Here is a 23,558-nt window from a genome sequence, read left to right as displayed (position 1 = left end):
GAGCCTGCCGATGAACACCTTTCATGGATTTGCCGCGCTTGGCCTGCTGTCCATGTCGATGGGGGCACAGGCGCAGCCGCAATACACGGCCGAGGCCTGCTGCCAGCTGTGCCCGCAAGCGGCGCAGGCGACCTATTACGAGCCACCGGAACTGAAAAACTACGCGACGCTGGTGGAGGCCAAGGACCAGTGGCTGTTTCGCACCCGTACCGATTTGCGCACCGACTTCGGCCTCGATGAGAGCGGTTACAAAGCCCTCAAGCGCCTGCGCGACGGGCTCGCCCAGCGTGGGGTCGAACTGGTGTTGGTGATGCCACCCAGTCGCGGCCTGCTGCACGCCGACCGCCTGACGCCGCTGGAACTGGCCAGCTTCGATCAGGCCAGGGCCCGGCAAAACTACCTGCAAACCCTGGACCGGGTGCGCGGCCTGGGCATTCTGGCGCCCGACTTTGCCAACCTGCTGAGTTCGCCACAGCCCGCCGGGCAGCCCTTCTACTTCAAGGGCGATCACAACTGGACGCCCTATGGCGCCGACCGCAGTGCCCAATTGGTAGCCCAGACGCTCAAGGGCAACGATGTGCTCAAGGCGTTGCCGCATCAGGTCTTTGCCAGCCAACCGGCCGGCCTGTTGGGACGCTCGGGCACGCTGCAAAAAGCCGCCGCACAGATCTGCGGCAACGGTTATGCGGCGCAGTATGTGACCCGTTATCAAACCCGCGCCCAAGGCGATGCCAAGGGTCCGGCCAAGGTCGCACTGATCGGCACCAGCGCCAGCAGCGAGCTGTTCAACTTCCCCGGTTTCCTTGAACAATACCTGGAGACGCCGGTCCGCAACTTCAGCGTACCGGGCGGTGGCTACGATGATTCGTTGATCGCCTACCTGCTCGGCGACGACTTCCAGAACACCCCGCCGGCGGTGCTGGTGTGGGAAACCGACAACCTCGACAGCCTTGGCAAACCCAGCTTCTACCGCCAGGCAATGGCGGCGCTGAGCGATGGCTGCGACAACCAGTCCCCGCTGCTCAAAAGCCAGGCGACCCTGCACAGTGGGCGCAATCAAGTGTTGTTCAACGGCAGTGGCGGCAACGTGTATCCGATCAAGGGCAATCGTTATCAGGTCGACCTCAAGTTCGCGGATCCCGGCGTGCGCCTGCTGAACGCGACCCTGACCTACCTGAACGGCCGCCAGGAAAACCTCAGTTTGAGCCGTTCGCCGACGGTCAATACCCAGGGCCGCTTCGCCTTCGAGCTGCGCGGCGACGGGGATTGGGGCGAACAGACGCTTCTTTCCATGGACGTGCAACCGCCGCCGGGTATGACCACCACAGGGCTTTCGACCCGACTGTGCGTCAAACCCGCCATTACGGCAGCACCGACCCTGCGCACCGCGCAGACGGAGGAAAACTGATGCGCCCGGCACACTGGGCCGCCATTGGCGTGGCCTTCATTCTGATGGGGCCGATCATGCAAGCGGCCGCACAACTTCGCCCGCCGCAGGGCTATTACGCGCCAGCCACAGAGAAAAAGGGCGACGCGCAGAGCTGTCCGTCGACGCCCAAACCCTATACCGGCGACCTGCTGATCCCCAGCAAATACGAAGGCTCGGGCAAGGCTCGGGATCAGCTCAACGCAGAGTCCAACAAACGCTACAAAGAAATGTCCGGCGATATCAACGAACTGGAAAAAGGCGTCAACAAACAAGTCGCCGCCTATCTGCGGCTCGGCCGCCCCGGTCATGTGGACTGCACGCTGAGCTGGCTGGGCGATTGGGCCAAGGCGCAGGCGCTGCTGAGCACCACCTACACCCACACCGGCAAGTCGATGCGCAAATGGGCGCTGGGCAGTATTTCTTCGGCGTACCTGCGGCTCAAGTTTTCGCGTTCACAGCCATTGAAAGGCCGTGAAGCGCAGACCCGTCCCATCGAAGCCTGGATCGGCAAACTCGCCGAACAGGTAGTGCGGGACTGGCGCGACCAACCGCTGGACCGCCTCAACAATCACCAGTATTGGGCGGCATGGTCCGTCATGGCGGCCTCGGTGGTGGTTGACCGGCGTGACCTGTTCGACTGGTCGGTTGCACAGTTTCGCATCGGCGCGTCCCAGGTCGATGCCGACGGGTATCTGCCCAACGAATTGGGCCGCGACACCCGTGCTCTGGCTTACCATAACTACGCGATGGGGCCGCTGATGATGATCGCCTCCTTCGCCCAAGCCAACGGCGTCGACCTGCGCGAAGAAAACCACGGCGCCATGCGGCGTCTGGCGACGCGGGTAGAAGAAGGCATCAAGAATCCAGGTTTGTTCGAACGCAAGACCGGCCACAAGCAAGCACTCGAAGACCTCAACGAGGATGGCAAGTTTGCCTGGCTGGAACCGTACTGCGCCCTATACGACTGCTCAGCGCAAACCAACCGCTGGCGCCAATCGGTCGAACCGATGAAAAACTACCGCCTGGGCGGCGACATCACCCAGCTGTTTGCAGACCAGAAAGACCAGGTGCAACAGCCGGCACGCCCCTGATTGCGGCCACTTTGAATTGAGCTTGTGTTTCAAATAATGGAAGGCAGTCCTTCGCTGTTCGAAGCGCCTTCATATCGAACGATGAAGGTGTGGGAGGAAAGAAAAATGATTCCAGTCATTCTGTCCGGGGGCAGTGGTTCCCGGTTGTGGCCATTGTCACGCAAGTTGTATCCCAAACAATTCCTGAGCCTGGCCGGTGAAGGATCACTCTTTCAGCAAACCCTGCAGCGCCTGGCGTTCAACGGTATCGGCAAACCGATCGTGGTGTGTAATCAGGAGCATCGCTTTCTCGTCAACGAACAACTTGCCGCCATCGGCTGCACGCCGCAGGCGATCCTGCTCGAACCCTTCGGTCGCAACACCGCACCGGCGGTGGCGCTGGCAGCCCTCAAGCTGATTGCCGAGGGCCGCGATGAGCTCATGTTGGTCCTTCCGGCCGACCATGTGATCAGCGACGTCCCCGCCTTGCGCGCCACACTGGAACACGCAGAGCAAGAGGCGCTCAAAGGCAATCTGGTGCTGTTCGGCATTCCGGCGACACGTCCGGAAACCGGCTTCGGCTACATCAAGGCCGACTGCGGCGACGCGGGCGCCCACGCCTTCAAGGTCGAGCAATTTATCGAAAAACCCGACCAGCAAACTGCCGCCGAATTTGTCCGCTCCGGCGAATACTTCTGGAACAGCGGCATGTTCCTGTTCCGTGCCAGCCGCTACCTCGAAGAGCTGCGCACTCACGAACCGGACATGTACGACACCTGCGTGATGGCCCTGGAGCGCAGCCCCAGCAGCGAAGGCGTGACCAGCATCGATCGCGTCACCTTCGAATGCTGCCCGGACAACTCCATCGACTACGCGGTGATGGAACGCACCCACCGCGCGTGGGTCGTCCCGCTCAGCGCTGGCTGGAGTGACGTCGGTTGCTGGTCGTCGCTGTGGGATGTGCACGAAAAGGACACCGACGGCAATGTGCTCAAGGGCGATGTCGTCAGCTACAACAGCCGCAATTGCTTCGTCCATGGCAGCAGCAAACTGGTGACCCTGCTCGGGGTGGAAGACCTCGTCGTGATAGAAACCGAAGATGCACTGATGGTCGCGCACCGCGACACCGTGCAAGACGTGAAAAAACTGGTGAACGCGCTCGACGCCCAAAACCGCTCGGAAACCCAGAACAACTGCGCGGTGTATCGCCCCTGGGGCAGCTACCACTCGGTGGACAACGGCATCCGCCACCAGGTCAAGCACATCACCGTCAAACCGGGCGCGCAACTGTCCCTGCAAATGCACCACCACCGCGCCGAACACTGGATCGTGGTCTCCGGCACGGCCCAGGTGACGTGTAATGAAAAGGTCTTCCTGCTGACGGAAAACCAGTCCACCTACATTCCGATTGCTTCAGTGCATCGGCTGGCCAACCCCGGGAAAATTCCGCTGGAGGTGATTGAGGTGCAGTCTGGGAGTTATTTAGGTGAGGACGATATTGAGCGGTTGGAGGATGTTTATGGGAGGAATCAGCAGGTCAAGAATTGAGCCCATTCAGTAACCCCACCGAACACAACGAAGAGGTTACAAATAATATAGTAACTTGTCGAATACATTTTGAGTGGTTACGCTGAACCTTATCAATCCAGGCTTTAGTGGACACCCTCATGAACAGCACTCCCCGTGGACCGGCCCTCTTCGTCGCCGACGCCGCCGCTCTCGATTTCCTGAACTCGATAGCAACGCCCGTCGATGAACCTGTCGACTGGATCGACGACGGCAACGGCTGGCTTGAATGGCTGAAACAATCGGGCTGGGTGGAAGACGAGATACTGCAACGGCTTCAGGCACAAGCGATGCCTGGCGAGCTGGAAACTGTCGCGGCGCAGGCACGGTCATTGCGCGAGTGGTTTCGCGGCTTTGTCCTGAAATACAAAGGCCAACCGCTTGAAGCCTCGGCCCTGACAGAGCTAGAGGCCTTGAATCGCCTGCTCGAACGGGACGAGAAGTACACCCAAATCACGCTGCAGGACGGCGAAACACCGAAGCTCGCCTGGGAACTGAAGCGCCGCTGGCGCAGCCCGGATTCCCTGCTGTTGCCACTGGGTGAAGTGCTCGCGCAGTTCGTCAGCGAGGAAGATTTCACCAACGTGAAATGTTGCGAAGGACCGAGCTGCACCCTGATGTTCGTCGACCACACCCGAGGCAGAAAACGCCGTTGGTGCAGCATGGCGGTCTGCGGCAACCGAGCGAAAGCAGCGGCCCACCGCGAACGGCAAAAGAAAGTCATCGATGTTTGAGGGCGAAAAACAATAACCTGTCAAAATCATTTTGACAGGTTACTTTGTTCGTGCCAGATTTAATCTCGAAAACCGGCTTGATCTCATCCATGCGGTTACGAGGCCAATCATCATGACCACCACTGCACCCATCCGCTACACATTTGCCGACGTCGACGGCGTTCGCGTCTTCTACCGGGAAGCAGGAGAACCGGCCAAGCCGACCCTCCTCCTGCTCCACGGGTTTCCCAGCTCATCCCACCAGTTCCGCCAACTCATCCCGTTGCTTTCAGCCCACTTCCACATCATCGCCCCGGACCTGCCCGGCTTTGGATTCACCGAAGTGCCTGCCGAGCGCAAATACGCGTACACCTTCGACGCACTGGCAGAAACGCTGGGGCATTTCGTCGAGACCCTGGGACTGAAACGCTACGCGATGTACGTCTTCGATTACGGCGCACCGACCGGCCTGAGACTGGCAGTCAAATACCCCGAAAGAATGACCGCACTGATCTCGCAAAACGGCAACGCGTATCTGGAAGGATTGGGCGATGCCTGGGCACCGATCAAAGCCTACTGGGCAGAACCGTCGTCCGAAAATCGCCAGGTCATCGCCGACGCAGTCCTGCACCTGGAAGGCACGCGCTGGCAATACGAACACGGCGTCAGCACGCCTGAACTCATCGCTCCCGAGTCCTACACCCTCGACGCGCTGCTATTGGAGCAGCCGGGCAACAAAGACATCCAGCTCGACCTGTTCCTGGACTACGCGAACAACCTCAAACGCTACCCGGACTTTCAGCGCTTCTTCCGCGAGACCCAACTGCCAACCCTGGCCATCTGGGGCCAGAACGACCTCTTCTTCATCCCGCCTGGCGCAGAGGCGTTCAAACGCGACAACCCCAATGCCGTAGTCGAACTACTCGACACCGGACACTTCGCCCTGGAAACCCACGTCGACTACATCGCGAAGCGAATCATCGAAGTGATTGGTCACGCGGCATAAAGCAATCACAGGCGGACGCAACAATGCGCCCGCCTACATCTCCCCTGTGGGAGCGAGACCGGCTTGCCGGCGATGAGGCCCTCACATTCAACACAAACATTCACTGTCACACCTTTCAGCCAACTCGATTTCACAAACCTGACATCCGAAAATCGTGTAGGAATTCACCTTTTGTAACTAGGGGATTTATTCCCAACAAGCAGCGAAGCAGCCCCAAAACCTGCCCCCGATTTCCCAAGGCACTCCATACCGCCCGGATTACCGCGAAAGCCCCGTAAACAGTGGCATTAAGCCTTGTCACAACAAGCGCCAAAGCGTCCTACAGCTCGGTTGTGAGCGCAAAAATCGCAGCTTATAGTTTCCCCCGTCGCTGCCATTGTCGGTGACCGGGATTCGCAGCCCAAAAGAGAAGACACCGAAGACCGCCAGACCCGCGCAGCCGACCCCCGTCGGTAAACGAGTAATGGCGATTGTGATTCATCTTTCTAGGACTACATCCATGTCGATCCAACATCCGCCCCGCCGCTTCACCCCCATGTCCCAATTCGCCACCGACTACCCCGTACTAGCCATCGACAGCCACGCCCCAATCCGCGAACTGCACAACGTCGTCAGCGAACGCCTGAACGCCGTCCTCCCCTACCTCCAGCTCATGGGCTGCACCAGCCTCCCCGACTACGCCGAAAACGACATCAACACCGTCGCCAACATCGCCCGGATTTTGCTCCAGGACGTGAGTGATGTGTTTCGGGTGATTGAGCAGCGTGGGTTTGATACCTCCAATGGTCAGTGACTGAATTTCATCCCAAAAAACCCGCGTTGACGCGGGTTTTTGTTATCTCGTAACTCCTTATCTGCGGCTGTCCGGGACTTAACCCTGGCCTGTACTCAGTTAGCATCTACAAGGGGTAGCTAGTAAAAAAGGTGACCGACCTATTCCTTTTTAGTCACCTTCTTACGCACGCTGTACAGCATGAATAGAGCACTTTCCTGGTTTTTTGACAGCCTCCTCAAATAGTTTTTCATCACGGAACTTTTGTGCAGAGTGATGTCGATATGATGGCGCGCAAATGAAAAAAATTCGGGATCAATCAGCGTCAGGCTGCTTCCTGACAAATCATGGATGCCAATGATGAGAGCCATTCTTTTGATTTTGTTGATGTTCAGTGGGTACATCTATGCCAACTGCGAAAACATCAAAGATAATGACGAGCGTGCCTATTGCAGGGCCCAGCAAAGTGGTAGTGGTTGCGACAACATCAAAAACGACGACATGAGAAATGCTTGCAAAGGGGAAACAACCGGTAGCGGGTGCAACAACATCCGCGACAATGATAAACGTAACTTGTGCGAAGCCAAACAGAGCGGCAGTGGTTGCGATAACATCAAAAACGACGACATGAGAAATGCTTGCAAAGGGGAAACAACCGGTAGCGGGTGCAATAACATCCGCGACGATGATCAACGTAACTTGTGCGAAGCCAAACAGAGTGGCCATGGTTGCGAAAATATCCATAATGACGATATGCGCAATCAGTGCAGAACCCTTACGCAATGACATAGTGGCTTTAAGCGAATGATAAAAATCCGATGCCTGAATGGGCATCGGATTTTTCACAACGAAAAAGTGACAGATCTATTTAAAAAATAGATCTGTCACCTTTTTTAGGCCTGCCCCATTAGAAGCCAGCAGTGTGCTGTCAATTATTATTCTCCTCCAATTTTCCCTTTTGAAGCATACTTCACAAGTAATTCAGTTATCTCCCGACTGTTATTGCAGGCCTTCACAACAGCAGATTTATCTACTCCATAATCTTCATAGACGGTATTATCTTTCAACCACAAACAAGAATCCTCCACACTCAAAAGATTACAATTTTTCAGATGCGCCTCAACGAATTGCGGCTTCAAACACTTATCATTAAAGTATGGAATCACATACGCCATCGCCACCAACACTACTACCAAAGTGATAAATGTCGCTATTGCATTTTTCGTCACGCTCATTCCTTACGACCCCTCAGTTCGACAAAAAAAGACAACCACTTAACTTTACCCAAACTTGCAGGGTGATGGGTTCAGTCCGAAATTGAAGTTTTCTCTAGCAGTTCATAAAGCCCATCGGGCACCAACGGCGCTTCGGCAGTAAAGCTTGCGCATGGGAGCCACTTCGCAACGAAGGCCGCACCATCGCTTTCTTGAGCATTCAAGTACGACAACTCATAGACACTGGCATCCACAAACTTCGCGTCATACACCTGCACGATTTCGTGCCCTGGTGTGCCGTTATACGTAAAGAGGCTTTCAAGCGTACCGAGCAAGCGAACATCGGTGATGGGTAAACCGAGTTCTTCCTGTACTTCTCGTACAACGGCTTGGGCACTGGTTTCACCGAATTCGATTCCGCCACCGATTGGGCGGAAGAATGGCTTTTCAGTGATGGGGTCGCGAGATTCGTTGACCAGAATCTTGCCGTCGTGATGGAAGATGCAAAGTGCGAGGGGGCGGATGCGGGGTGTGGTCATGATGTGAAGTCCATTTACTTTGAAAATTCCTGAAGCAGCTGCTCCCATTCGGCATGGGTGTTGGTCGCGGACGCAACCTCGGCAGCTGCTACAGGTTGGCGTCCGTTTTTGAGATCAGAAGTTAGCCGGGGTGTTGGCGCTGATGATTTCCGCTTCATCCTGGCCGATGTTGCGGAACTTGTGCGGTAAGGTTGTCGGGAAGTAGTAGCCGTCACCCGCGTTGAGCACACTAATCTGCCCATCCACCGTCAACTCAACCGTCCCCCGCGTAACCAACCCACACTCTTCCCCTTCCGAGTGCACAATCGGCTCTTCCCCCGAACTCGCCCCCGGCGCGTATTGCTCGCGCAGCAAGCGCATCTGCCGGCTCGGCACCGAAGCGCCAATCAGCAGCAACCGCAGCCCATGACGCCCAAGATCCGGTTGTTCGTTGGCGCGGAACACGTATTGATGTTCACGTGGCGGCTGATCAAAGGTGAAGAAGTCCGCCAAGGACATGGGGATGCCTTCGAGCAGTTTTTTCAGGGAGCTGACGGAGGGACTGACGCGATTCTGTTCGATCAGGGAGATGGTGGCATTGGTGACGCCGCTACGCCGGGCCAGCTCGCGCTGGGAGAGTTTGTAGCTTTCGCGTACTAATTTGAGTCGTGAGCCCGTGTCCATGACAGCCTTATGCGAGGAAAACTTAAGGGTTATGGGGGTGGATGGCGGGCGACTTTTGGCCGCGAAAGTACCGCTTCCCTGTCCCGTAATTGTGAAAGGCGGGTATTAAATCACGTTTGGGGGTGTTGCTGTAGGCGCATGGTTATTGGTGATGGTGGTGGGTCAGTTGGCATTGATGGGGAACCGGATGGCGTCATCGCGAGCGGGCTCGCTCCCACAGTTTTTGACCTCTGCTGCACGTACATTTTGTGCCTGCCATGGATCCAATGTAGGAGCAGAGCTTGCTCGCGAAGGCGGTGTGTCAGGCGGCACCGATGTCGGATGTGCCGTCGTCTTCGCGAGCAAGCTCTGCTCCTACAGGTTTGTGTTGGGTTAGATGCCGAAACGGTCGCGAAGCGCGTAGTACGCGGCGCCCATGGCGGTGAGCGGGGCCTGGAAGGTGCGGCCGCCGATCATTGGCATGTGTGGCAAGGATGCGAAGGCATCGAAGCGTTCAGCGTCGCCGCGGATCATTTCCGAGATCAGTTTGCCGGCCAGGTGCGAACAGGTGACGCCGTGGCCACTGTAGCCCTGCATGTAGTAGGCGTTTTTCTCGATGCGGCCGAATTGCGGCATGCGCGACATGGTCAGCAGGAAGTTGCCGGTCCAGCGGTAGTCGATCTTCACGTCCTTCAGTTGCGGGAAGGTCTTGAGGATTTTCGGCTTGATCAGCTGTTCGATGTCATCCGGCTCACGCGCGCCGTAGACCACACCTCCGCCGTACAGCAGGCGGTTGTCGGCGGTCAGGCGGTAGTAGTCGAGCAGGTAGTTGCAGTCTTCGACGCAGTAGTTGTTTTTGATCAGGCTGCGCGCAACCTTCTCTGACAACGGTTCGGTGACGACGATTTGCGAGCCGCACGGCATGCTTTTGGCGGTCACGCGATTGTCGAGGCCCTGCGGCAGGTAGGCGTTGCCGGCGATCAACAGGTATTTGGCGCGGACCACACCTTTGGCAGTGCGTACGGTGATCGGTTCGCCGTAGGTGATTTCCACCGCCGCCGATTGTTCGTAGATTTTGCCGCCCAGGCCGATGATGGCCGAGGCTTCGCCGAGGGCCAGGTTCAGCGGGTGGATGTGGCCGCCCTGCATGTCGAGCAGGCCGCCGACGTAGTTGTCGCTGCCGACTTCGCGCTTGATGTCCGCGGCGTCGAGCATTTTCAGGTTCTTGTTGCCGTAGCGCTCCCAGCTGCTTTTCTGCTCGGCCAGGCCTTTGAGCTGCTTTTTGTTGAGCGCGGCGAAGATGCCGCCCGGCTTGTAGTCGCACTGGATGTCGTAGTGTTGTATGCGCTGACGGATGATGTCGGCGCCTTCGAAGATCATGCTGCCGAGGACTTCAGCGGTTCTGTCGCCGTAGCGCTCTTCGATGACATCGACGTCGCGGCTGTAGGAGTTGACCAGTTGGCCGCCATTGCGACCGCTGGCGCCGAAACCGACTTTGGCGGCTTCGAGTACGGTCACGCTGTAGCCGGCTTCGGCAAGGAACAGCGCCGAGGACAAACCGGTGTAGCCGGCGCCGATGATGCAGACGTCGCAATCCACCGCTTGTTCCAGCACCGGGAAGTCGCCGGTGAAGTTGCGGGTTGCGGCGTAGTAGCTGTTTACATGTGCTTGTTTCATAGGTTTCTCCGATGGCCGCTGGCATGTGCCGGCGGCCGCCGTTGTAGAAGTATTAGAGCTTGATCCAGGTCGCTTTGAGCTCGGTGTATTTGTCGAACGCGTGCAGCGATTTGTCCCGACCGTTACCCGACTGCTTGTACCCGCCGAACGGCGCGGTCATGTCGCCGCCGTCGTACTGGTTGACCCAGACGCTGCCGGCGCGCAAGCCGCGAGCGAAGGTGTGGGCCTTGCTCAGGTTGCTGGTCCAGACACCGGCAGCCAGGCCGAAGATGCTGTCATTGGCGATGGCCAAGGCTTCTTCAGCGGTATCGAAGGTGATCAGCGACAGCACCGGGCCGAAAATTTCTTCCCGGGCGATGGTCATGGCATTGGTCACGCCGTCGAAAATCGCCGGTTCCACGTACAGGCCGCCGGTGGCTTCGAGGGTGCGGCTGCCGCCCGCGATCAGTTGCGCGCCCTGGTCTTTGCCGACCTGGATGTAGCGCAACACGTTGTCCAGTTGACGCTGATCGACGACCGCGCCGACGGTGGTTTGCGGGTCCAAAGCATGCCCCGGTTTCCAGGCTTGCAGCGCTTCCACCAGCAGCGGAATGAACTGCTCGCGGATCGAACGTTCGACCAGCAAACGCGAACCGGCGGTGCAGACTTCGCCCTGGTTGAAAGCGATGCCGCTGGCCGCTGCCTGTGCTGCCGCGCGCAGATCCGGCGCATCGGCGAACACCACGTTCGGGCTCTTCCCCCCTGCTTCGAGCCAGACGCGTTTCATGTTGCTTTGGCCGGCGTAGATCAGCAGTTGCTTGGCAATCGCGGTCGAGCCGGTAAAGGCCAGCACGTCGACGTCCATGTGCAACGCCAGTGCCTTGCCGACGGTGTGGCCGTAGCCCGGCAGGACGTTGAACACGCCTTTCGGAATGCCGGCGTCCAGCGCTAATTGCGCGATGCGGATCGCGGTCAGTGGCGACTTTTCCGAAGGCTTGAGGATGAACGAGTTACCCGCCGCGAGGGCCGGGGCGAACTTCCAGCTGGCCATGATCAACGGGAAGTTCCATGGCACGATGGCGGCGACAACACCGGCAGGTTCGCGGGTGATGAGGCCGAGTTGATCGTGCGGTGTGGCGGCGACTTCGTCGTAGATCTTGTCGATGGCTTCGGCGCTCCAGCGGATCGCGTTGGCGGTCGCCGGGATGTCGATGTTCATCGAATCGTTGATCGGTTTGCCCATGTCGAGGGTTTCGAGCAGGGCGAGTTCTTCCCGGTTGGCCAGGATCAGGTCGGCGAAGCGGATCAAAGTGCGCTTGCGCTCGGCCGGGGCGAGATTGGCCCAGACGCCGGATTCGAAGGTGCGGCGTGCGACGGCAACGGCTTCGTTGGCGTCGGCTTCATCGGTGCTGGCGACATTGGCCAGGAAGCGGCCGTCGACCGGGCTGATGCATTCGAAAGTTTCACCGCTGAGTGCATCGCGGTATTGGCCGTCGATGAAGGCGCGGTTTTCGATGGTTAGGGACTGGAAGCGTTGTTCCCAGTCGCTGCGAGTGTTTGTCATGGTTGTGACTCGACGCAGAGGAATGTTGGGTGGGCCGTGGGCGTTGGTGGTGGCTGAGCTGCCGCCATCGCCGGCAAGCCGGCTCCTACAGGGTTTGGTGTCATGCACGAAAGGTGTGAACGACAGCGATCAACTGTAGGAGCCGGCTTGCTGGCGATGGCGGTGTGTCAGGCGGCACTTGTGTTGGATGTGCCGCCGCTATCGCCAGCAAGCCGGCTCCTACAGAGTTTTGTGTCGTGCACGAGAGGTGTGGACGACGCAGATCTCGTCAAACCGTGTGCAGGTACCAGTTGTACTCAAGGTCCGAAATGGAGTTCTCGAACTCGGCCAGCTCGCTTTCCTTGCACGCCACGAACACGTCGATGTACAGCGGGTCGATGTATTTGGCCATGACTTCGCTGTCGTCCAGCTCGCGCAATGCATCGCGCAGGTTGTTCGGCAGGCTTTGCTCGTTTTGCTCGTAGCTGTTGCCTTCCACGGGTGCGCCCGGCTCGATCTTGTTGGTCAGGCCGTGGTGCACGCCCGCCAGCACCGAAGCCATCAACAAGTACGGGTTGGCATCGGCACCGGCCACGCGGTGTTCGATGCGCACGGCATCGGAGGAACCGGTCGGCACACGTACCGCAACAGTACGGTTGTCGATGCCCCAGCTCGGCGAGTTCGGCACGTAGAACTGCGCACCGAAACGGCGGTACGAGTTGACGTTCGGGCACAGGAAAGCCATCTGTGCCGGCAGGGTCTCGAGCACACCGCCGATCGCGTGTCGCAGCGCGGCGTTCTGCTCGGGATCCTCGCTGGCAAAGATGTTGTTGCCTTCTTTGTCGAGAATCGAAATGTGCACGTGCAAACCGTTGCCCGCCTGGCCCGGATACGGCTTGGCCATAAACGTGGTGTCCATCTCGTGGTCGTAGGCGATGTTCTTCACCAGACGCTTGAGCAACACCGCGTAGTCGCAAGCCTTGATCGGGTCGTTGACGTGATGCAGGTTCACTTCGAACTGCGCCGGGGCGCTTTCTTTGACGATGGCGTCGGCCGGGATGCCCTGCTCTTTCGCACCTTCGAGGATGTCTTGCAGGCAATCGACGTATTCGTCGAGGTCGTCGATCAAATACACCTGGGTCGACATCGGACGTTTGCCGGAGACCGGCGAGCGTGGCGATTGCGGACGACCGTTCACGTTGTCCTGGTCGATCAGGTAGAACTCGAGTTCGAACGCAGCGCAAATGGTCAGGCCAAGTTCATCGAACTTGCGCACCACATTGGCCAGCACTTCACGCGGGTCGGCGAAGAACGGTTCGCCTTCGAGCTCGTGCATGGTCATCAACAGTTGCGCGGTCGGGCGCTTCTGCCAAGGCTCGATGCTCAGGGTGCCAGGGATTGGATAGCAGATCCGGTCGGAGTCGCCGATGTCCAGACCCAGGCCGGTGCTTTCCACCGTGGAGCCATTGATGTCCAGGGCAAACAGGGACGCCGGCAGGTTGATGCCTTTTTCGTAGACCTTATGAAGACTGGTGCGCTCGATGCGCTTGCCGCGCACCACACCGTTCATATCCGCAATCAGAAGGTCGACGTACAAAACCTCAGGATATTTCTTAAGGAATGCGTTTGCTTCGTTGAGTTGAACGGCACGCAGAGGGACCGACATGATGCACCTATTAGCTGTTAATTATTATGTTCACCGCACTTTCTGGAGCCCAGTCAACCCGAACGGCAAAGTGAAGTCAATAGCGAACACTTGGCCTTTCATCCTTTATTTTTGGGACTTTTCTGGGCACGAGAGTGCCATATAGGCCCTCAACACCGCACAAAGACTAGCAATCGGACGTGCGGCGTTTAGAATTTTTTACATGAGAGTTGTTAATTAAAATCAACAAAGCTAAGCTCCTGAAAAACTCGTTCAAGGTCGAGGTGATAAAAATGGCATTCAAGCCATTGATCGGCGTTACAGCGTGCGTCAAACAGATTGGCCTGCACCCCTACCACATCAGCGGCGACAAGTACTTGCGTGCTGTCAGCGTCGCGGCTCTGGGGCTGCCCGTGGTCATTCCTTCCTTAGGCGAACTGACTGAAATCGAGGATGTGCTCGCGCATCTCGACGGTCTGTTGCTGACCGGTTCGCCATCGAATGTGGAGCCCTTCCACTATCAAGGCCCGGCCAGCGCTCCCGGCACGGATCACGATCCGGCGCGGGACGCCACTACCCTTCCTTTATTGCGTGCAGCCATTGCGGCGGGCGTTCCGGTACTCGGCATCTGCCGTGGTTTCCAGGAAATGAACGTGGCGTTTGGCGGCAGCCTGCACCAGAAGGTGCATGAACTGCCGGGCATGCTCGATCATCGCGAAGCGGACAGCCCTGAGCTGGCAGTGCAATACGCCCCGGCGCATGCGGTGACGGTGCAACCGGGTGGCGTGTTCGAAGCGCTGGAGTTGCCGACCGAGTTCATGGTCAATTCGATTCACAGTCAGGGCATCGACCGCCTCGCTCCCGGCCTGCGTGCCGAGGTGATTGCGCCGGACGGTCTGATCGAAGCGATTTCGGTGGACCACAGCCCGACCTTTGCGGTCGGTGTGCAATGGCACCCGGAATGGCAGGTGCTTTCGAATCCTCCTTATTTGAGTATTTTCCAGGCGTTCGGCGATGCATGCCGACGACGGGCCGCGCAGCGTAAAACCCGCTGACCCAAAACACCCATTTACTGCCCCCGCGAGTTTGGCGGGCGTGCCTTTGCGCGTCCGTGGCTCGCGAAAACAACACACTGCAATAACAACAAGTACGACCCAGGCAGCCAGGACGGCGGCGCCGAATAAGCCCGAGCGGTATGGATCAGGCGAGCGCAATCCTTTGTAGGAGCGAGGCTTGCCCGCGAAGGCGGTGTTTCAGACAACGATGATATCGACTGACATACCGTCTTCGCGGGCAAGCCTCGCTCCTACAGGGGGTTGCGCCAACCGAATGCCCCGGGCTTGCAATCCACTCTTAAGTCAGGCCGCGTTGGCCCGACGACTGAAACCTGTTGGGAGTTTCACATGGCAAACGCCTCCAGCATTTACAGGAAGGCTCTTGAAGGTCACCAGGCACCGAAAAAGGTCTTGGTGAAAGTCGACCGCGTCACCAAGAAATTCGACGAAACCACCGCAGTGGACGATGTTTCGCTTGAGATTCATCAAGGGGAAATCTTCGCCTTGCTCGGCGGTTCCGGTTCCGGCAAGTCGACGCTGCTACGCATGCTCGCCGGCTTCGAGCGCCCGACCGAAGGGCGGATCCTGCTCGATGGCGTGGACATCACCGACATGCCGCCGTACGAACGGCCGATCAACATGATGTTCCAGTCGTACGCCCTGTTCCCACACATGACCGTCGCACAGAACATTGCCTTCGGCCTCAAGCAGGACCGTTTGCCCGCCAGTGAAATCGACGCCCGCGTGGAAGAGATGCTGCGCCTGGTGCACATGACCCAATACGCCAAACGCAAACCCCATCAACTGTCCGGCGGTCAGCGTCAGCGTGTCGCCCTCGCCCGCTCCCTGGCGAAACGTCCGAAGCTGTTGTTGCTCGACGAACCGATGGGCGCGCTGGATAAAAAACTGCGTTCGCAGATGCAGCTTGAGCTGGTGGAAATCATCGAACGCGTTGGCGTGACCTGCGTAATGGTGACCCACGACCAGGAAGAGGCCATGACCATGGCCCAGCGCATCGCGATCATGCACCTGGGCTGGATCGCCCAGATTGGCAGCCCGGTCGACATTTACGAAGCCCCGGTCAGCCGCATGGTCTGCGAATTCATCGGCAACGTGAACGCCTTCGAAGGCACCGTTGTTGAGGACCTTGAAGGTCACGCGATCATTCACAGCAAGGATCTGGAGCAGAAGATCTACGTCGGCCACGGCGTCAGCACTTCGGTGGAAGACAAGTCCATCACCTACGCGATCCGTCCGGAAAAACTGCTGGTCAGCACCACCCAACCCGAGTCCCGCTACAACTGGTCCCAGGGCAAGGTGCATGACATCGCCTACCTCGGCGGTCACTCGGTGTTCTACGTCGAATTGCCTGGCGGCAAAGTCGTGCAGTCGTTCATGGCCAACGCCGAACGCCGTGGCGCGCGTCCGACCTGGGACGACAAGGTCTACGTGTGGTGGGAAGACGACAGCGGCGTGGTACTGCGCTCATGAAAACACTCAATCAGCGGTTCATGCGGCTGATGCCGAGTGGTCGAAAGCTCGTCATCGGGATTCCATTCCTGTGGCTGTGCCTGTTTTTCCTGTTGCCGTTCTTCCTGGTGATGAAGATCAGCTTCTCGGAAGCGGCGCTGGCCATTCCTCCTTACTCTGAGATCTACACCTTCGCCGAACAGAAACTCCAGCTGTTCCTCAACGTCGGCAATTACCTGCTGCTGACCGAGGATGAGTTGTACATCTCGGCTTACTTCGGTTCGTTGAAGGTCGCGTTTTTCAGCACGCTGATGTGCCTGGTGATCGGTTTCCCGATGGCCTACGCGATCACCAAGGCAAGCAAGGAAGCGCAAAACGTCTTGCTGCTGTTGATCATGATGCCGACGTGGACTGCGATCCTGATCCGCGTGTACGCGTGGATGGGCATCCTCAGCAACAACGGTTTGCTCAACGCGTTCTTGATGTGGACCGGGCTGACCGATCACCCGATCGAGATCCTCAACACCAACACGGCCGTGTACATCGGTGTGGTCTACGCCTACCTGCCGTTCATGGTCTTGCCGCTGTACGCCAACCTGGTCAAGCACGATCAAAGCTTGCTGGAAGCGGGGTCGGACCTGGGGTCGAGCAACTTCAACAACTTCTGGAAAATCACCGTGCCGCTGGCCAAGAACGGGATTATCGCCGGCTGCATGCTGGTGTTCATTCCGGTGGTGGGTGAGTTCGTGATTCCGGAACTGCTGGGCGGCCCGGAAACCCTGATGATCGGCCGTGTGCTGTGGCAAGAGTTCTTCAACAACCGCGACTGGCCGGTGGCGTCTGCCCTGGCGGTGGTGATGCTGTTGATCCTGATTGTGCCGATCCTGTTGTTCAACCGTAGCCAGGCCAAAGAGATGGAGGGTCGGGGATGAAACGCTTCGGATTTTCAAAGTTCATGCTGATTTTCGGCCTGTCGTTTATCTACCTGCCGATGCTGATCCTGGTGATCTACTCGTTCAACGCCTCGAAACTGGTGACGGTGTGGGGCGGCTGGTCGGTGAAGTGGTACGTCGGCTTGCTCGACAACTCACAACTGATGGGCTCGGTGGTGCGCTCGCTGGAGATTGCCTGCTACACCGCGATTGCGGCGGTGGCGTTGGGGACTTTGGCGGCGTTTGTGCTGACTCGTGTCACGCGTTTCAAGGGTCGTACGCTGTTTGGTGGCCTGGTCACCGCGCCGTTGGTGATGCCAGAAGTGATCACCGGCCTGTCGCTGTTGCTGCTGTTCGTGGCCATGGCGCAGCTGATCGGCTGGCCGATGGAGCGTGGCATCGTGACCATCTGGATCGCCCACACCACGTTTTGTGCGGCCTATGTGGCGGTGGTCGTCTCTGCCCGCCTTCGTGAGCTGGACCTGTCCATCGAAGAAGCGGCTATGGACCTCGGGGCGAAGCCGTTCAAGGTGTTTTTCCTGATCACCATCCCGATGATCGCGCCGTCACTGGCGGCCGGCGGCATGATGTCGTTTGCGCTGTCGCTGGATGACCTGGTGTTGGCCAGCTTCGTGTCCGGCCCGGGCTCGACGACCTTGCCAATGGAAGTGTTCTCGGCGGTGCGTCTGGGCGTGAAGCCTGAGATCAACGCCGTGGCCAGCCTGATACTGCTCGCCGTTTCGATTGTGACCTTCATGGTCTGGTACTTCAGCCGCCGCGCCGAAGCCAGCCGCAAACGGGCGATCCAGGAAGCGATGGACCAGACCGCCAGCGAATCCTGGCAGCAACCTGAAAAGCAAATGGCAGGAGCGACGGCCTGATACCCGTCCCTGTAGGAGCGAGCCCGCTCGCGATGGACTTCAACGATAACGCGGGCTGTCTGATTGAACGCGGCGTCCTCAGGTTTTTCGCGAGCAGGCTCGCTCCTACAAAGGAGCGCGCAAGCGCTTGCTGTGTGATTTTGAATAAAAAGAGAAATGGAGTTGTACCGATGAAAATGTTTGGCAGGACTCTGCTGACACTGTCCTTATTGGGCGCGATGGCTACCGGCGCCCAGGCCAATGACAAGGTACTGCGCGTCTACAACTGGTCGGATTACATCGCCCCGGACACCGTCAAGAAGTTCGAAGACGAGACCGGCATCCGCGTGACCTACGATGTGTTCGACAGCAACGAAACCCTTGAGGCACGCCTGCTCGCAGGCAAATCCGGCTACGACATTGTCGTGCCGTCCAACAGCTTCCTGGCCAAGCAGATCAAGGCTGGCGTCTACCAGGAACTGGACAAGTCGAAGCTGCCGAACTGGAAAAACCTCAACCCGGTGTTGCTGAAAAACGCTTCGGCCAGCGACCCGGAAAACGGTCACGCCTTCCCGTACATGTGGGGCTCGATCGGCATCGGGTTCAACCCGGCCAAGGTCAAGGAAGTGCTCGGTGCCAATGCGCCGACCAACTCGTGGGACTTGCTGTTCAAACCGGAAAACGCCGAGAAGCTGAAAGCCTGCGGCATCAGCTTCCTCGACTCACCGACCGAAATGCTGCCCGCCGCCCTGCACTACCTGGGCTACCCGGTGAACTCGCAGGACAAGGCGCAGATCGCCGAAGCTGAAGCGCTGTTCATGAAGATCCGGCCGTCGGTGGCGTACTTCCATTCGTCGAAGTACATCTCCGACCTGGCCAACGGCAACATCTGCGTCGCTGTCGGTTATTCCGGCGACGTGCTGCAAGCCAAGGCCCGCGCACAGGAAGCGGGCGACAAGGTGAAAATCGAATACAGCATTCCGAAGGAAGGCGCCGGCAGTTTCTACGACATGGTCGCAATCCCACGGGATGCGGCGAACGTCGACAACGCCTACCTGTTCATGAACTTCCTGATGCGCCCGGACATCATCGCCGAGATCACCAACAACATCGGCTACAGCAACGCCAACGCGGCGGCGACGCCCTTGGTGGATGAAGCGATTCGCGATGATCCGGGCTCGTATCCGCCCTTGGCCGTGATGGCGACGTTGTACGCGATTCCGGACATGCCGATCGGCGTTCAGCGGGTGATGACGCGCGGCTGGACGCGGGTGAAGCTCGGGAAATAATTGAGCCCCTTTGTAGGAGCGAGGCTTGCCCGCGAAGGGTCCGTCACATTCAACATTGATAGCGACTGACACACCGTCTTCGCGGGCAAGCCTCGCTCCTACAGGGGCATTGGATTTCTACTGTTTACCGTTCACGCAGCGCCTTACCACCGCTGCACTCCTCTCTGACGAACGGCCTCACCTGGCTTCCTCGGTTAAGGTGAGTTCGGCGCCCTCCTCGGGCGCCTTTTTTTATGCCGGCACCAGCGGCCATTCGGCCAATGCCCGATAGCGACCCTTGTGGGATTCAAACAACACAAATCGATCCGCCCGCAGAAAAAACTCCGGCGGCGTCGTCGACTCAGGCACCGGCGCCCGATAGTCACGCATCAACGTCAGATGCGGCCTGAATTCCTTGTGTGCCTCTTCAAACCCGAACGGCAACATCGCCTGCTCCAGCGCATACACCAGCCGCAGCAACTCCGGCGGCGCCTGTTCCGGCGCGAGCACCAACACCCCGGCCCTGCGCCACACATCCAGGCGATCCAGCGCCAACCGCAACGCCGCACCCGGCACGCGCACCTTTGCTGCCGCCGCGCAGATTTCGGCAATCTGCGCCACCTCCACAGCGCCCAAAAACAGCAACGTCAGATGGAAGTTTTCCACCGGCACCGGACGCCCGATGCGCAATTGCAGCGCGCTGCGCCATTGGGCAATCGCCTTGCGCTGTTCGGATGGGCAATCCAATGCAAAAAACAGCCGTTTGACCGGCTCCGGGGTTTCGTCGCTCACGCCTGGCACCTCCTGACATGCACGTTATAGTTGAACCAACCGAATAAACGGGACGGGGCCATGCGAGAGATCATCAGCAAAGAGCCATGGTGGGCCGTGCCACCGAAACCGGGTCAGGATGAGTCAGAGCTGGAGTGGGGCTGGCTGGTTCACTATAGCGAAGGTGAACCGCGTTTCGAGTTTGTCAAAGAACGACCGACGGACAGCGAGATCCGCAATCGCAAGAGTTGCAGGATCACCCCGACGCCGGAGTGATCCTGCCACACGCTCAGACCTGCAAGAGGATGTCGAAGCCACCGAAGATCATCCGCTGGCCATCGAACGGCATCGGGTTGACGTCCTGCTGCATACGCGGGTCGGCCATCAATTTCTGCATGCCGGCATCGCGGGTGGGCTTGTCCGGCCAGACGATCCAGGAAAACACCACGGTTTCGTCATCCTTGAGTTTCACGGCCAGCGGAAACGAAGTCACTTTGCCATCAGGCACGTCATCGCCCCAGCATTCGACAATGCTCAGGGCGCCGTTTTCCTTGAAAATCACAGCGGCGGATTCCGCGTGTTTCTTGAATTTTTCGCGGTTGGCACTGGGCACCGCAAAGACACAGCCATCGACGTAAGACATGGTCATTCTCCTGCCGGGGGTTGAGGGTCGATCTGCGGTTTAGTCGGTTCGGACGGGCTCCAATCGACAGCGCCGCTGCCCGAACTGACCGACGGTACGTCGGCACTCCCCGCCAGGTTGCCCTCGATCTGCCCTGCCATGTACAACGTCCCCGCCATCACACCGGAGGTCGGGTTCTGCACCATTTTTATCCAGGCCTTATCGAACGTGTTGCCCAGGCTGCTACGAATCAGCGCCTCGCTGTCCGGTCGGTCGCTGGCCTGAATCAGTGCGCGAATTCCCGCCACGCCCAAGGTAATCAAGCCTCCGGCGATTTTTCCCGCCGCTGCGGACACCGCGCTGGCGGCACCGCGCGGGGCCATTTCGGCTTCCATCCGCTGGCTGGCGCGCTTGGCCACCGGTGCCATGGCTTGGTCAGTGGAATCAACGCCCTTGCTACCGCCGGCCTTGTGGATTTTGTCGATCAGCGCCGCGTACGCCGGCAGGGTGTTGAGCGGCTGGGTGTGCACGACCTGGTACAGCGAAGCGTCCCGCGCGGGCGGCGGTCCGAGGGCGATGGCCGGGATTTTCTGGATACGGCCATTGAGCTGGGCCATGGGCACGCCGTGGCGCTGGGAGATTTTTTGCAGTTCTTCCTGAAGAATATCCACGTAGAACGCCGTGGCCAGACCGAGAATCTGGTCGGGATCAATCTCAACCGCGACCGGGGCCAGCACGCGTTTCTGGTATTGCTCCAGCAGATAGGCCGCCAGGCGTTTCGACGAGGCATCCTGCTCACCCTGGGCGCTGAGGCTGTACCAGCTGACTTTCATCGACAGCCATTCCTGGGTCCAGTAACTGCTGAACCAGGGAATGAATTTTTCTTCGGTCAGTTGATAGACCCGGGTTCGCCAGTAATCCATGGCGCCGCGCGAATAGATTTTTGCCTGCTCGGTGGCGGACTGGGATGCCGCGACGATGTCCCGATCCACCTGCTGCCAGGTGCTCTGGGAAATGACCACGGGCGGCGCAGGCGCCGGGGCACGCACAGGCGTGACGCATCCCGCCAACACCAGCAGCACGGCGACGATCAGCGAACGCAGGTTCAAGATCGCGGTTCTCTAGGGTTGAAATCAGATTAAGGGTTTCTACCTGAGTATAGGTGTTTGCCCGCAAGAGCATCGCGAGCAGGCTCGCTCCCACAAGGGATCAGCGTCGTTCACAAAATAACATCTCAATACCGGCCCCTGTAGGAGCGAGGCTTGCCCGCGAAGGGTCCCTCAAGAACACCACAAAAACCCGACCATCACTGACATCGATATTCACCATCGCCGCGAATGCCTTCCGCTCATGAACCGTCAGCGTAGGATCAACTTCAACCCGACACACAACCCCGAACCGGAGGGGCAAATCATGTTGATCCATCTGCTGACCTGCCTGGCCCTGACAGCCTTCACGCTGACCGTTTTTTCGTGGTACGTCCTGACCGAGGAGCGCACATCATGATCCACACCGTCACCCTCGCCGTGAGCTTTCCGGTGTTCGGCAACAACTACTACTCGCAGCAGGCCGTCTCGCGCAAAGTGCTGTCGCTGGTGTTCGACAAGAACTTCGAAGCGCTGCTGATGCCCGCCGCCGGCAACCACTTCAGCAACGAAGTGGTCGGCCTCAACGATCAATTCCGCTTTTTGAATGATGTGCTGGCCGAACATCTGCTGGATGCCGAACTGGCCCAACACACCTCGCGGTCGTTCAGTTTTTGAGACTGACCGTCACTGGCTATTGCGCACAAACCTCACGAACACACCCGCGTAACCAGCGATGCACCGGATCGGCGTCCAGACGCGGATGCCAGAGCATCGCGACGGTGAATTCCGGCAAGGCAACCGGCAGCGCAAAACTGTGCATGCCCGCCCGCAGGTTTTCGGTGTGGCGTTCAGGAACGGCAGCGATCAAATCGGTGGCTCGGGCAAGCGCCAACGCGGTCGAGAAACCGGCAACGATGGTCACGACCTGCCGTTCCAGTTGCAGCGCCGCCAGCGCTTCATCGACAGGCCCCTTGTCGAGCCCGCGCCGCGAGACGCTGATATGACCACCCTCCGCATAACGTTCCGGAGTGATCTCGCCCTGGCTCAACGGATGACCCACACGCACCACGCCGATGAAGCGGTCACGAAACAAACCCTGGGTCCTTAACTCAGGCCCGGCGGCCTTCCCCACCACACCGGTTTCCAGATCAACGGTCCCGTCCCGCAGCGACGTGCTGTCCTTGTCAGGTTTGTGCATGAAGCGCAGCAGCACGCCCGGCGCTTGCTCGGCGACGCGGGCGATGAGCGGCGCGCCAAAGGTCTCCACAAAGCCTTCGCTGGTACGCAACGTGAACGTGCGGACCAATTGTTTCAGGTCAGGCTGTTGCGCCGGGCGCAGTACCGCTTCGGCGTCCTGCACCAACTGGCTGACCCGCTCGCGCAATTCCAGCGCCCGAGGCGTGGCGACCAGTCCGCGCCCGGCCCGGACCAGCAACGGGTCACCGGTGGTTTCGCGCAACCGCGCCAACGCCCGGCTCATCGCCGACGGACTCAGGCGCAAGCGTTTGGCGGCACGCGCCACGCTGCCTTCGGCGAGCAGTACATCAAGGGTGATCAGCAAATTGAAATCGGGAGTCGACATGCGTTGCCCCACGGCCGGGTGAGATGGCGTTTGACGCACGAGTAGAGTGCAACCCGTGCGCCTTCCGCCATGTTAGGCGCCAGCGTAGATTTCTGATAGCTCCACTTCGGGAGCG

The 23,558-nt window shown here is 58.9% G+C and carries 24 protein-coding genes; 13 read left to right on the top strand and 11 right to left on the bottom strand.

Annotated elements, in window-relative coordinates; translation table 11 throughout:
* Positions 1–10: 10 nt before the first annotated feature.
* From IB246_RS01380 to IB246_RS01355, 6 genes are all read left to right on the top strand, one after another.
* On the top strand, positions 11–1,408 hold the full coding sequence (locus tag IB246_RS01380) for an alginate O-acetyltransferase AlgX-related protein (RefSeq protein ID WP_008038989.1): 1,398 nt from the start codon (positions 11–13) through the stop codon (positions 1,406–1,408).
* Positions 1,408–2,520 (top strand): mannuronate-specific alginate lyase, encoded by a 1,113-nt coding sequence (locus IB246_RS01375; protein WP_008038990.1) that lies wholly within the window; start codon positions 1,408–1,410, stop codon positions 2,518–2,520. The genes IB246_RS01380 and IB246_RS01375 overlap by 1 nt, the downstream gene beginning before the upstream one ends.
* Before the next feature lie 105 nt (positions 2,521–2,625).
* Positions 2,626–4,047, top strand: a complete 1,422-nt coding sequence (locus IB246_RS01370) for a mannose-1-phosphate guanylyltransferase/mannose-6-phosphate isomerase (RefSeq protein WP_008038991.1) — start codon at positions 2,626–2,628, stop codon at positions 4,045–4,047.
* 119 nt (positions 4,048–4,166) lie between these two features.
* On the top strand, positions 4,167–4,799 hold the full coding sequence (locus IB246_RS01365) for a CGNR zinc finger domain-containing protein (protein ID WP_008038992.1): 633 nt from the start codon (positions 4,167–4,169) through the stop codon (positions 4,797–4,799).
* Between the two features lie 112 nt (positions 4,800–4,911).
* Positions 4,912–5,784, top strand: a complete 873-nt coding sequence (locus IB246_RS01360; RefSeq protein ID WP_008038993.1) for an alpha/beta fold hydrolase — start codon at positions 4,912–4,914, stop codon at positions 5,782–5,784.
* 499 nt (positions 5,785–6,283) lie between these two features.
* On the top strand, positions 6,284–6,577 hold the full coding sequence (locus IB246_RS01355; protein ID WP_008038994.1) for a hypothetical protein: 294 nt from the start codon (positions 6,284–6,286) through the stop codon (positions 6,575–6,577).
* A 324-nt stretch (positions 6,578–6,901) separates the two neighbouring features.
* Here IB246_RS01355 and IB246_RS28980 read toward each other — a convergent pair whose 3' ends face one another.
* From IB246_RS28980 to IB246_RS01320, 7 genes are all read right to left on the bottom strand, one after another.
* Complete coding sequence (locus tag IB246_RS28980) at positions 6,902–7,390, bottom strand: hypothetical protein (protein ID WP_157222769.1); 489 nt, start codon at positions 7,388–7,390, stop codon at positions 6,902–6,904.
* 101 nt (positions 7,391–7,491) lie between these two features.
* The gene (locus IB246_RS01345) at positions 7,492–7,791 is read right to left on the bottom strand and encodes a hypothetical protein (RefSeq protein WP_157222770.1); all 300 of its coding nucleotides are present in this window, start codon (positions 7,789–7,791) and stop codon (positions 7,492–7,494) included.
* Between the two features lie 71 nt (positions 7,792–7,862).
* Positions 7,863–8,309 (bottom strand): NUDIX hydrolase, encoded by a 447-nt coding sequence (locus tag IB246_RS01340; RefSeq protein ID WP_008038996.1) that lies wholly within the window; start codon positions 8,307–8,309, stop codon positions 7,863–7,865.
* A 114-nt stretch (positions 8,310–8,423) separates the two neighbouring features.
* Positions 8,424–8,972: a cupin domain-containing protein gene (locus IB246_RS01335; RefSeq protein ID WP_007946335.1), complete on the bottom strand. Its 549-nt coding sequence runs from the start codon at positions 8,970–8,972 to the stop codon at positions 8,424–8,426.
* A 372-nt stretch (positions 8,973–9,344) separates the two neighbouring features.
* Positions 9,345–10,628 (bottom strand): NAD(P)/FAD-dependent oxidoreductase, encoded by a 1,284-nt coding sequence (locus IB246_RS01330; protein WP_008038997.1) that lies wholly within the window; start codon positions 10,626–10,628, stop codon positions 9,345–9,347.
* Between the two features lie 52 nt (positions 10,629–10,680).
* Complete coding sequence (locus IB246_RS01325) at positions 10,681–12,171, bottom strand: aldehyde dehydrogenase (RefSeq protein WP_008038998.1); 1,491 nt, start codon at positions 12,169–12,171, stop codon at positions 10,681–10,683.
* A gap of 268 nt (positions 12,172–12,439) precedes the next feature.
* A complete protein-coding gene (locus tag IB246_RS01320; RefSeq protein WP_008039000.1) occupies positions 12,440–13,816 on the bottom strand; it encodes a glutamine synthetase family protein in 1,377 nt (458 codons plus the stop codon).
* A gap of 272 nt (positions 13,817–14,088) precedes the next feature.
* Here IB246_RS01320 and IB246_RS01315 point away from each other — a divergent pair, with 272 nt between their 5' ends.
* From IB246_RS01315 to IB246_RS01295, 5 genes are all read left to right on the top strand, one after another.
* Positions 14,089–14,850 (top strand): gamma-glutamyl-gamma-aminobutyrate hydrolase family protein, encoded by a 762-nt coding sequence (locus IB246_RS01315; protein WP_008039002.1) that lies wholly within the window; start codon positions 14,089–14,091, stop codon positions 14,848–14,850.
* A gap of 348 nt (positions 14,851–15,198) precedes the next feature.
* Complete coding sequence (gene potA, locus IB246_RS01310) at positions 15,199–16,341, top strand: polyamine ABC transporter ATP-binding protein (RefSeq protein ID WP_008027211.1); 1,143 nt, start codon at positions 15,199–15,201, stop codon at positions 16,339–16,341.
* A 29-nt stretch (positions 16,342–16,370) separates the two neighbouring features.
* Positions 16,371–17,252 (top strand): ABC transporter permease subunit, encoded by an 882-nt coding sequence (locus tag IB246_RS01305; RefSeq protein ID WP_162130710.1) that lies wholly within the window; start codon positions 16,371–16,373, stop codon positions 17,250–17,252.
* A complete protein-coding gene (locus tag IB246_RS01300; RefSeq protein ID WP_008027215.1) occupies positions 17,249–18,133 on the top strand; it encodes an ABC transporter permease subunit in 885 nt (294 codons plus the stop codon). The genes IB246_RS01305 and IB246_RS01300 overlap by 4 nt, the downstream gene beginning before the upstream one ends.
* A 170-nt stretch (positions 18,134–18,303) precedes the next feature.
* Positions 18,304–19,401, top strand: coding sequence for a polyamine ABC transporter substrate-binding protein (locus tag IB246_RS01295; RefSeq protein WP_008027216.1), 1,098 nt, complete (start codon positions 18,304–18,306; stop codon positions 19,399–19,401).
* 231 nt (positions 19,402–19,632) lie between these two features.
* Here IB246_RS01295 and thpR read toward each other — a convergent pair whose 3' ends face one another.
* Positions 19,633–20,172, bottom strand: a complete 540-nt coding sequence (gene thpR, locus IB246_RS01290) for an RNA 2',3'-cyclic phosphodiesterase (protein WP_008039004.1) — start codon at positions 20,170–20,172, stop codon at positions 19,633–19,635.
* A gap of 60 nt (positions 20,173–20,232) precedes the next feature.
* On the opposite strand from thpR, the gene IB246_RS01285 reads away from it, so the two are divergent.
* The gene (locus IB246_RS01285; protein ID WP_008027221.1) at positions 20,233–20,427 is read left to right on the top strand and encodes a hypothetical protein; all 195 of its coding nucleotides are present in this window, start codon (positions 20,233–20,235) and stop codon (positions 20,425–20,427) included.
* Positions 20,428–20,440: 13 nt separating this feature from the next.
* Here the strand turns inward: IB246_RS01285 and IB246_RS01280 are convergent, their stop codons facing one another.
* The gene (locus tag IB246_RS01280) at positions 20,441–20,794 is read right to left on the bottom strand and encodes a DUF1428 domain-containing protein (RefSeq protein ID WP_008039011.1); all 354 of its coding nucleotides are present in this window, start codon (positions 20,792–20,794) and stop codon (positions 20,441–20,443) included.
* Between the two features lie 2 nt (positions 20,795–20,796).
* A complete protein-coding gene (locus IB246_RS01275) occupies positions 20,797–21,882 on the bottom strand; it encodes a hypothetical protein (protein WP_008039013.1) in 1,086 nt (361 codons plus the stop codon).
* A 393-nt stretch (positions 21,883–22,275) separates the two neighbouring features.
* Between IB246_RS01275 and IB246_RS01270 the strand changes: the two genes are divergently transcribed.
* Positions 22,276–22,536: a hypothetical protein gene (locus IB246_RS01270; RefSeq protein ID WP_008027230.1), complete on the top strand. Its 261-nt coding sequence runs from the start codon at positions 22,276–22,278 to the stop codon at positions 22,534–22,536.
* A 16-nt stretch (positions 22,537–22,552) separates the two neighbouring features.
* Here IB246_RS01270 and IB246_RS01265 read toward each other — a convergent pair whose 3' ends face one another.
* On the bottom strand, positions 22,553–23,443 hold the full coding sequence (locus tag IB246_RS01265) for a LysR family transcriptional regulator (protein WP_008039022.1): 891 nt from the start codon (positions 23,441–23,443) through the stop codon (positions 22,553–22,555).
* Between the last annotated feature and the right edge of the window lie 115 nt (positions 23,444–23,558).

This window comes from Pseudomonas sp. PDM01 (assembly GCF_014852325.1).
GTDB classification, from domain to species: Bacteria; Pseudomonadota; Gammaproteobacteria; order Pseudomonadales; family Pseudomonadaceae; genus Aquipseudomonas; species Aquipseudomonas migulae.
Note: the sequence above shows the minus strand (reverse complement) of the source record. Positions and strands in the feature narration are given on the sequence as shown.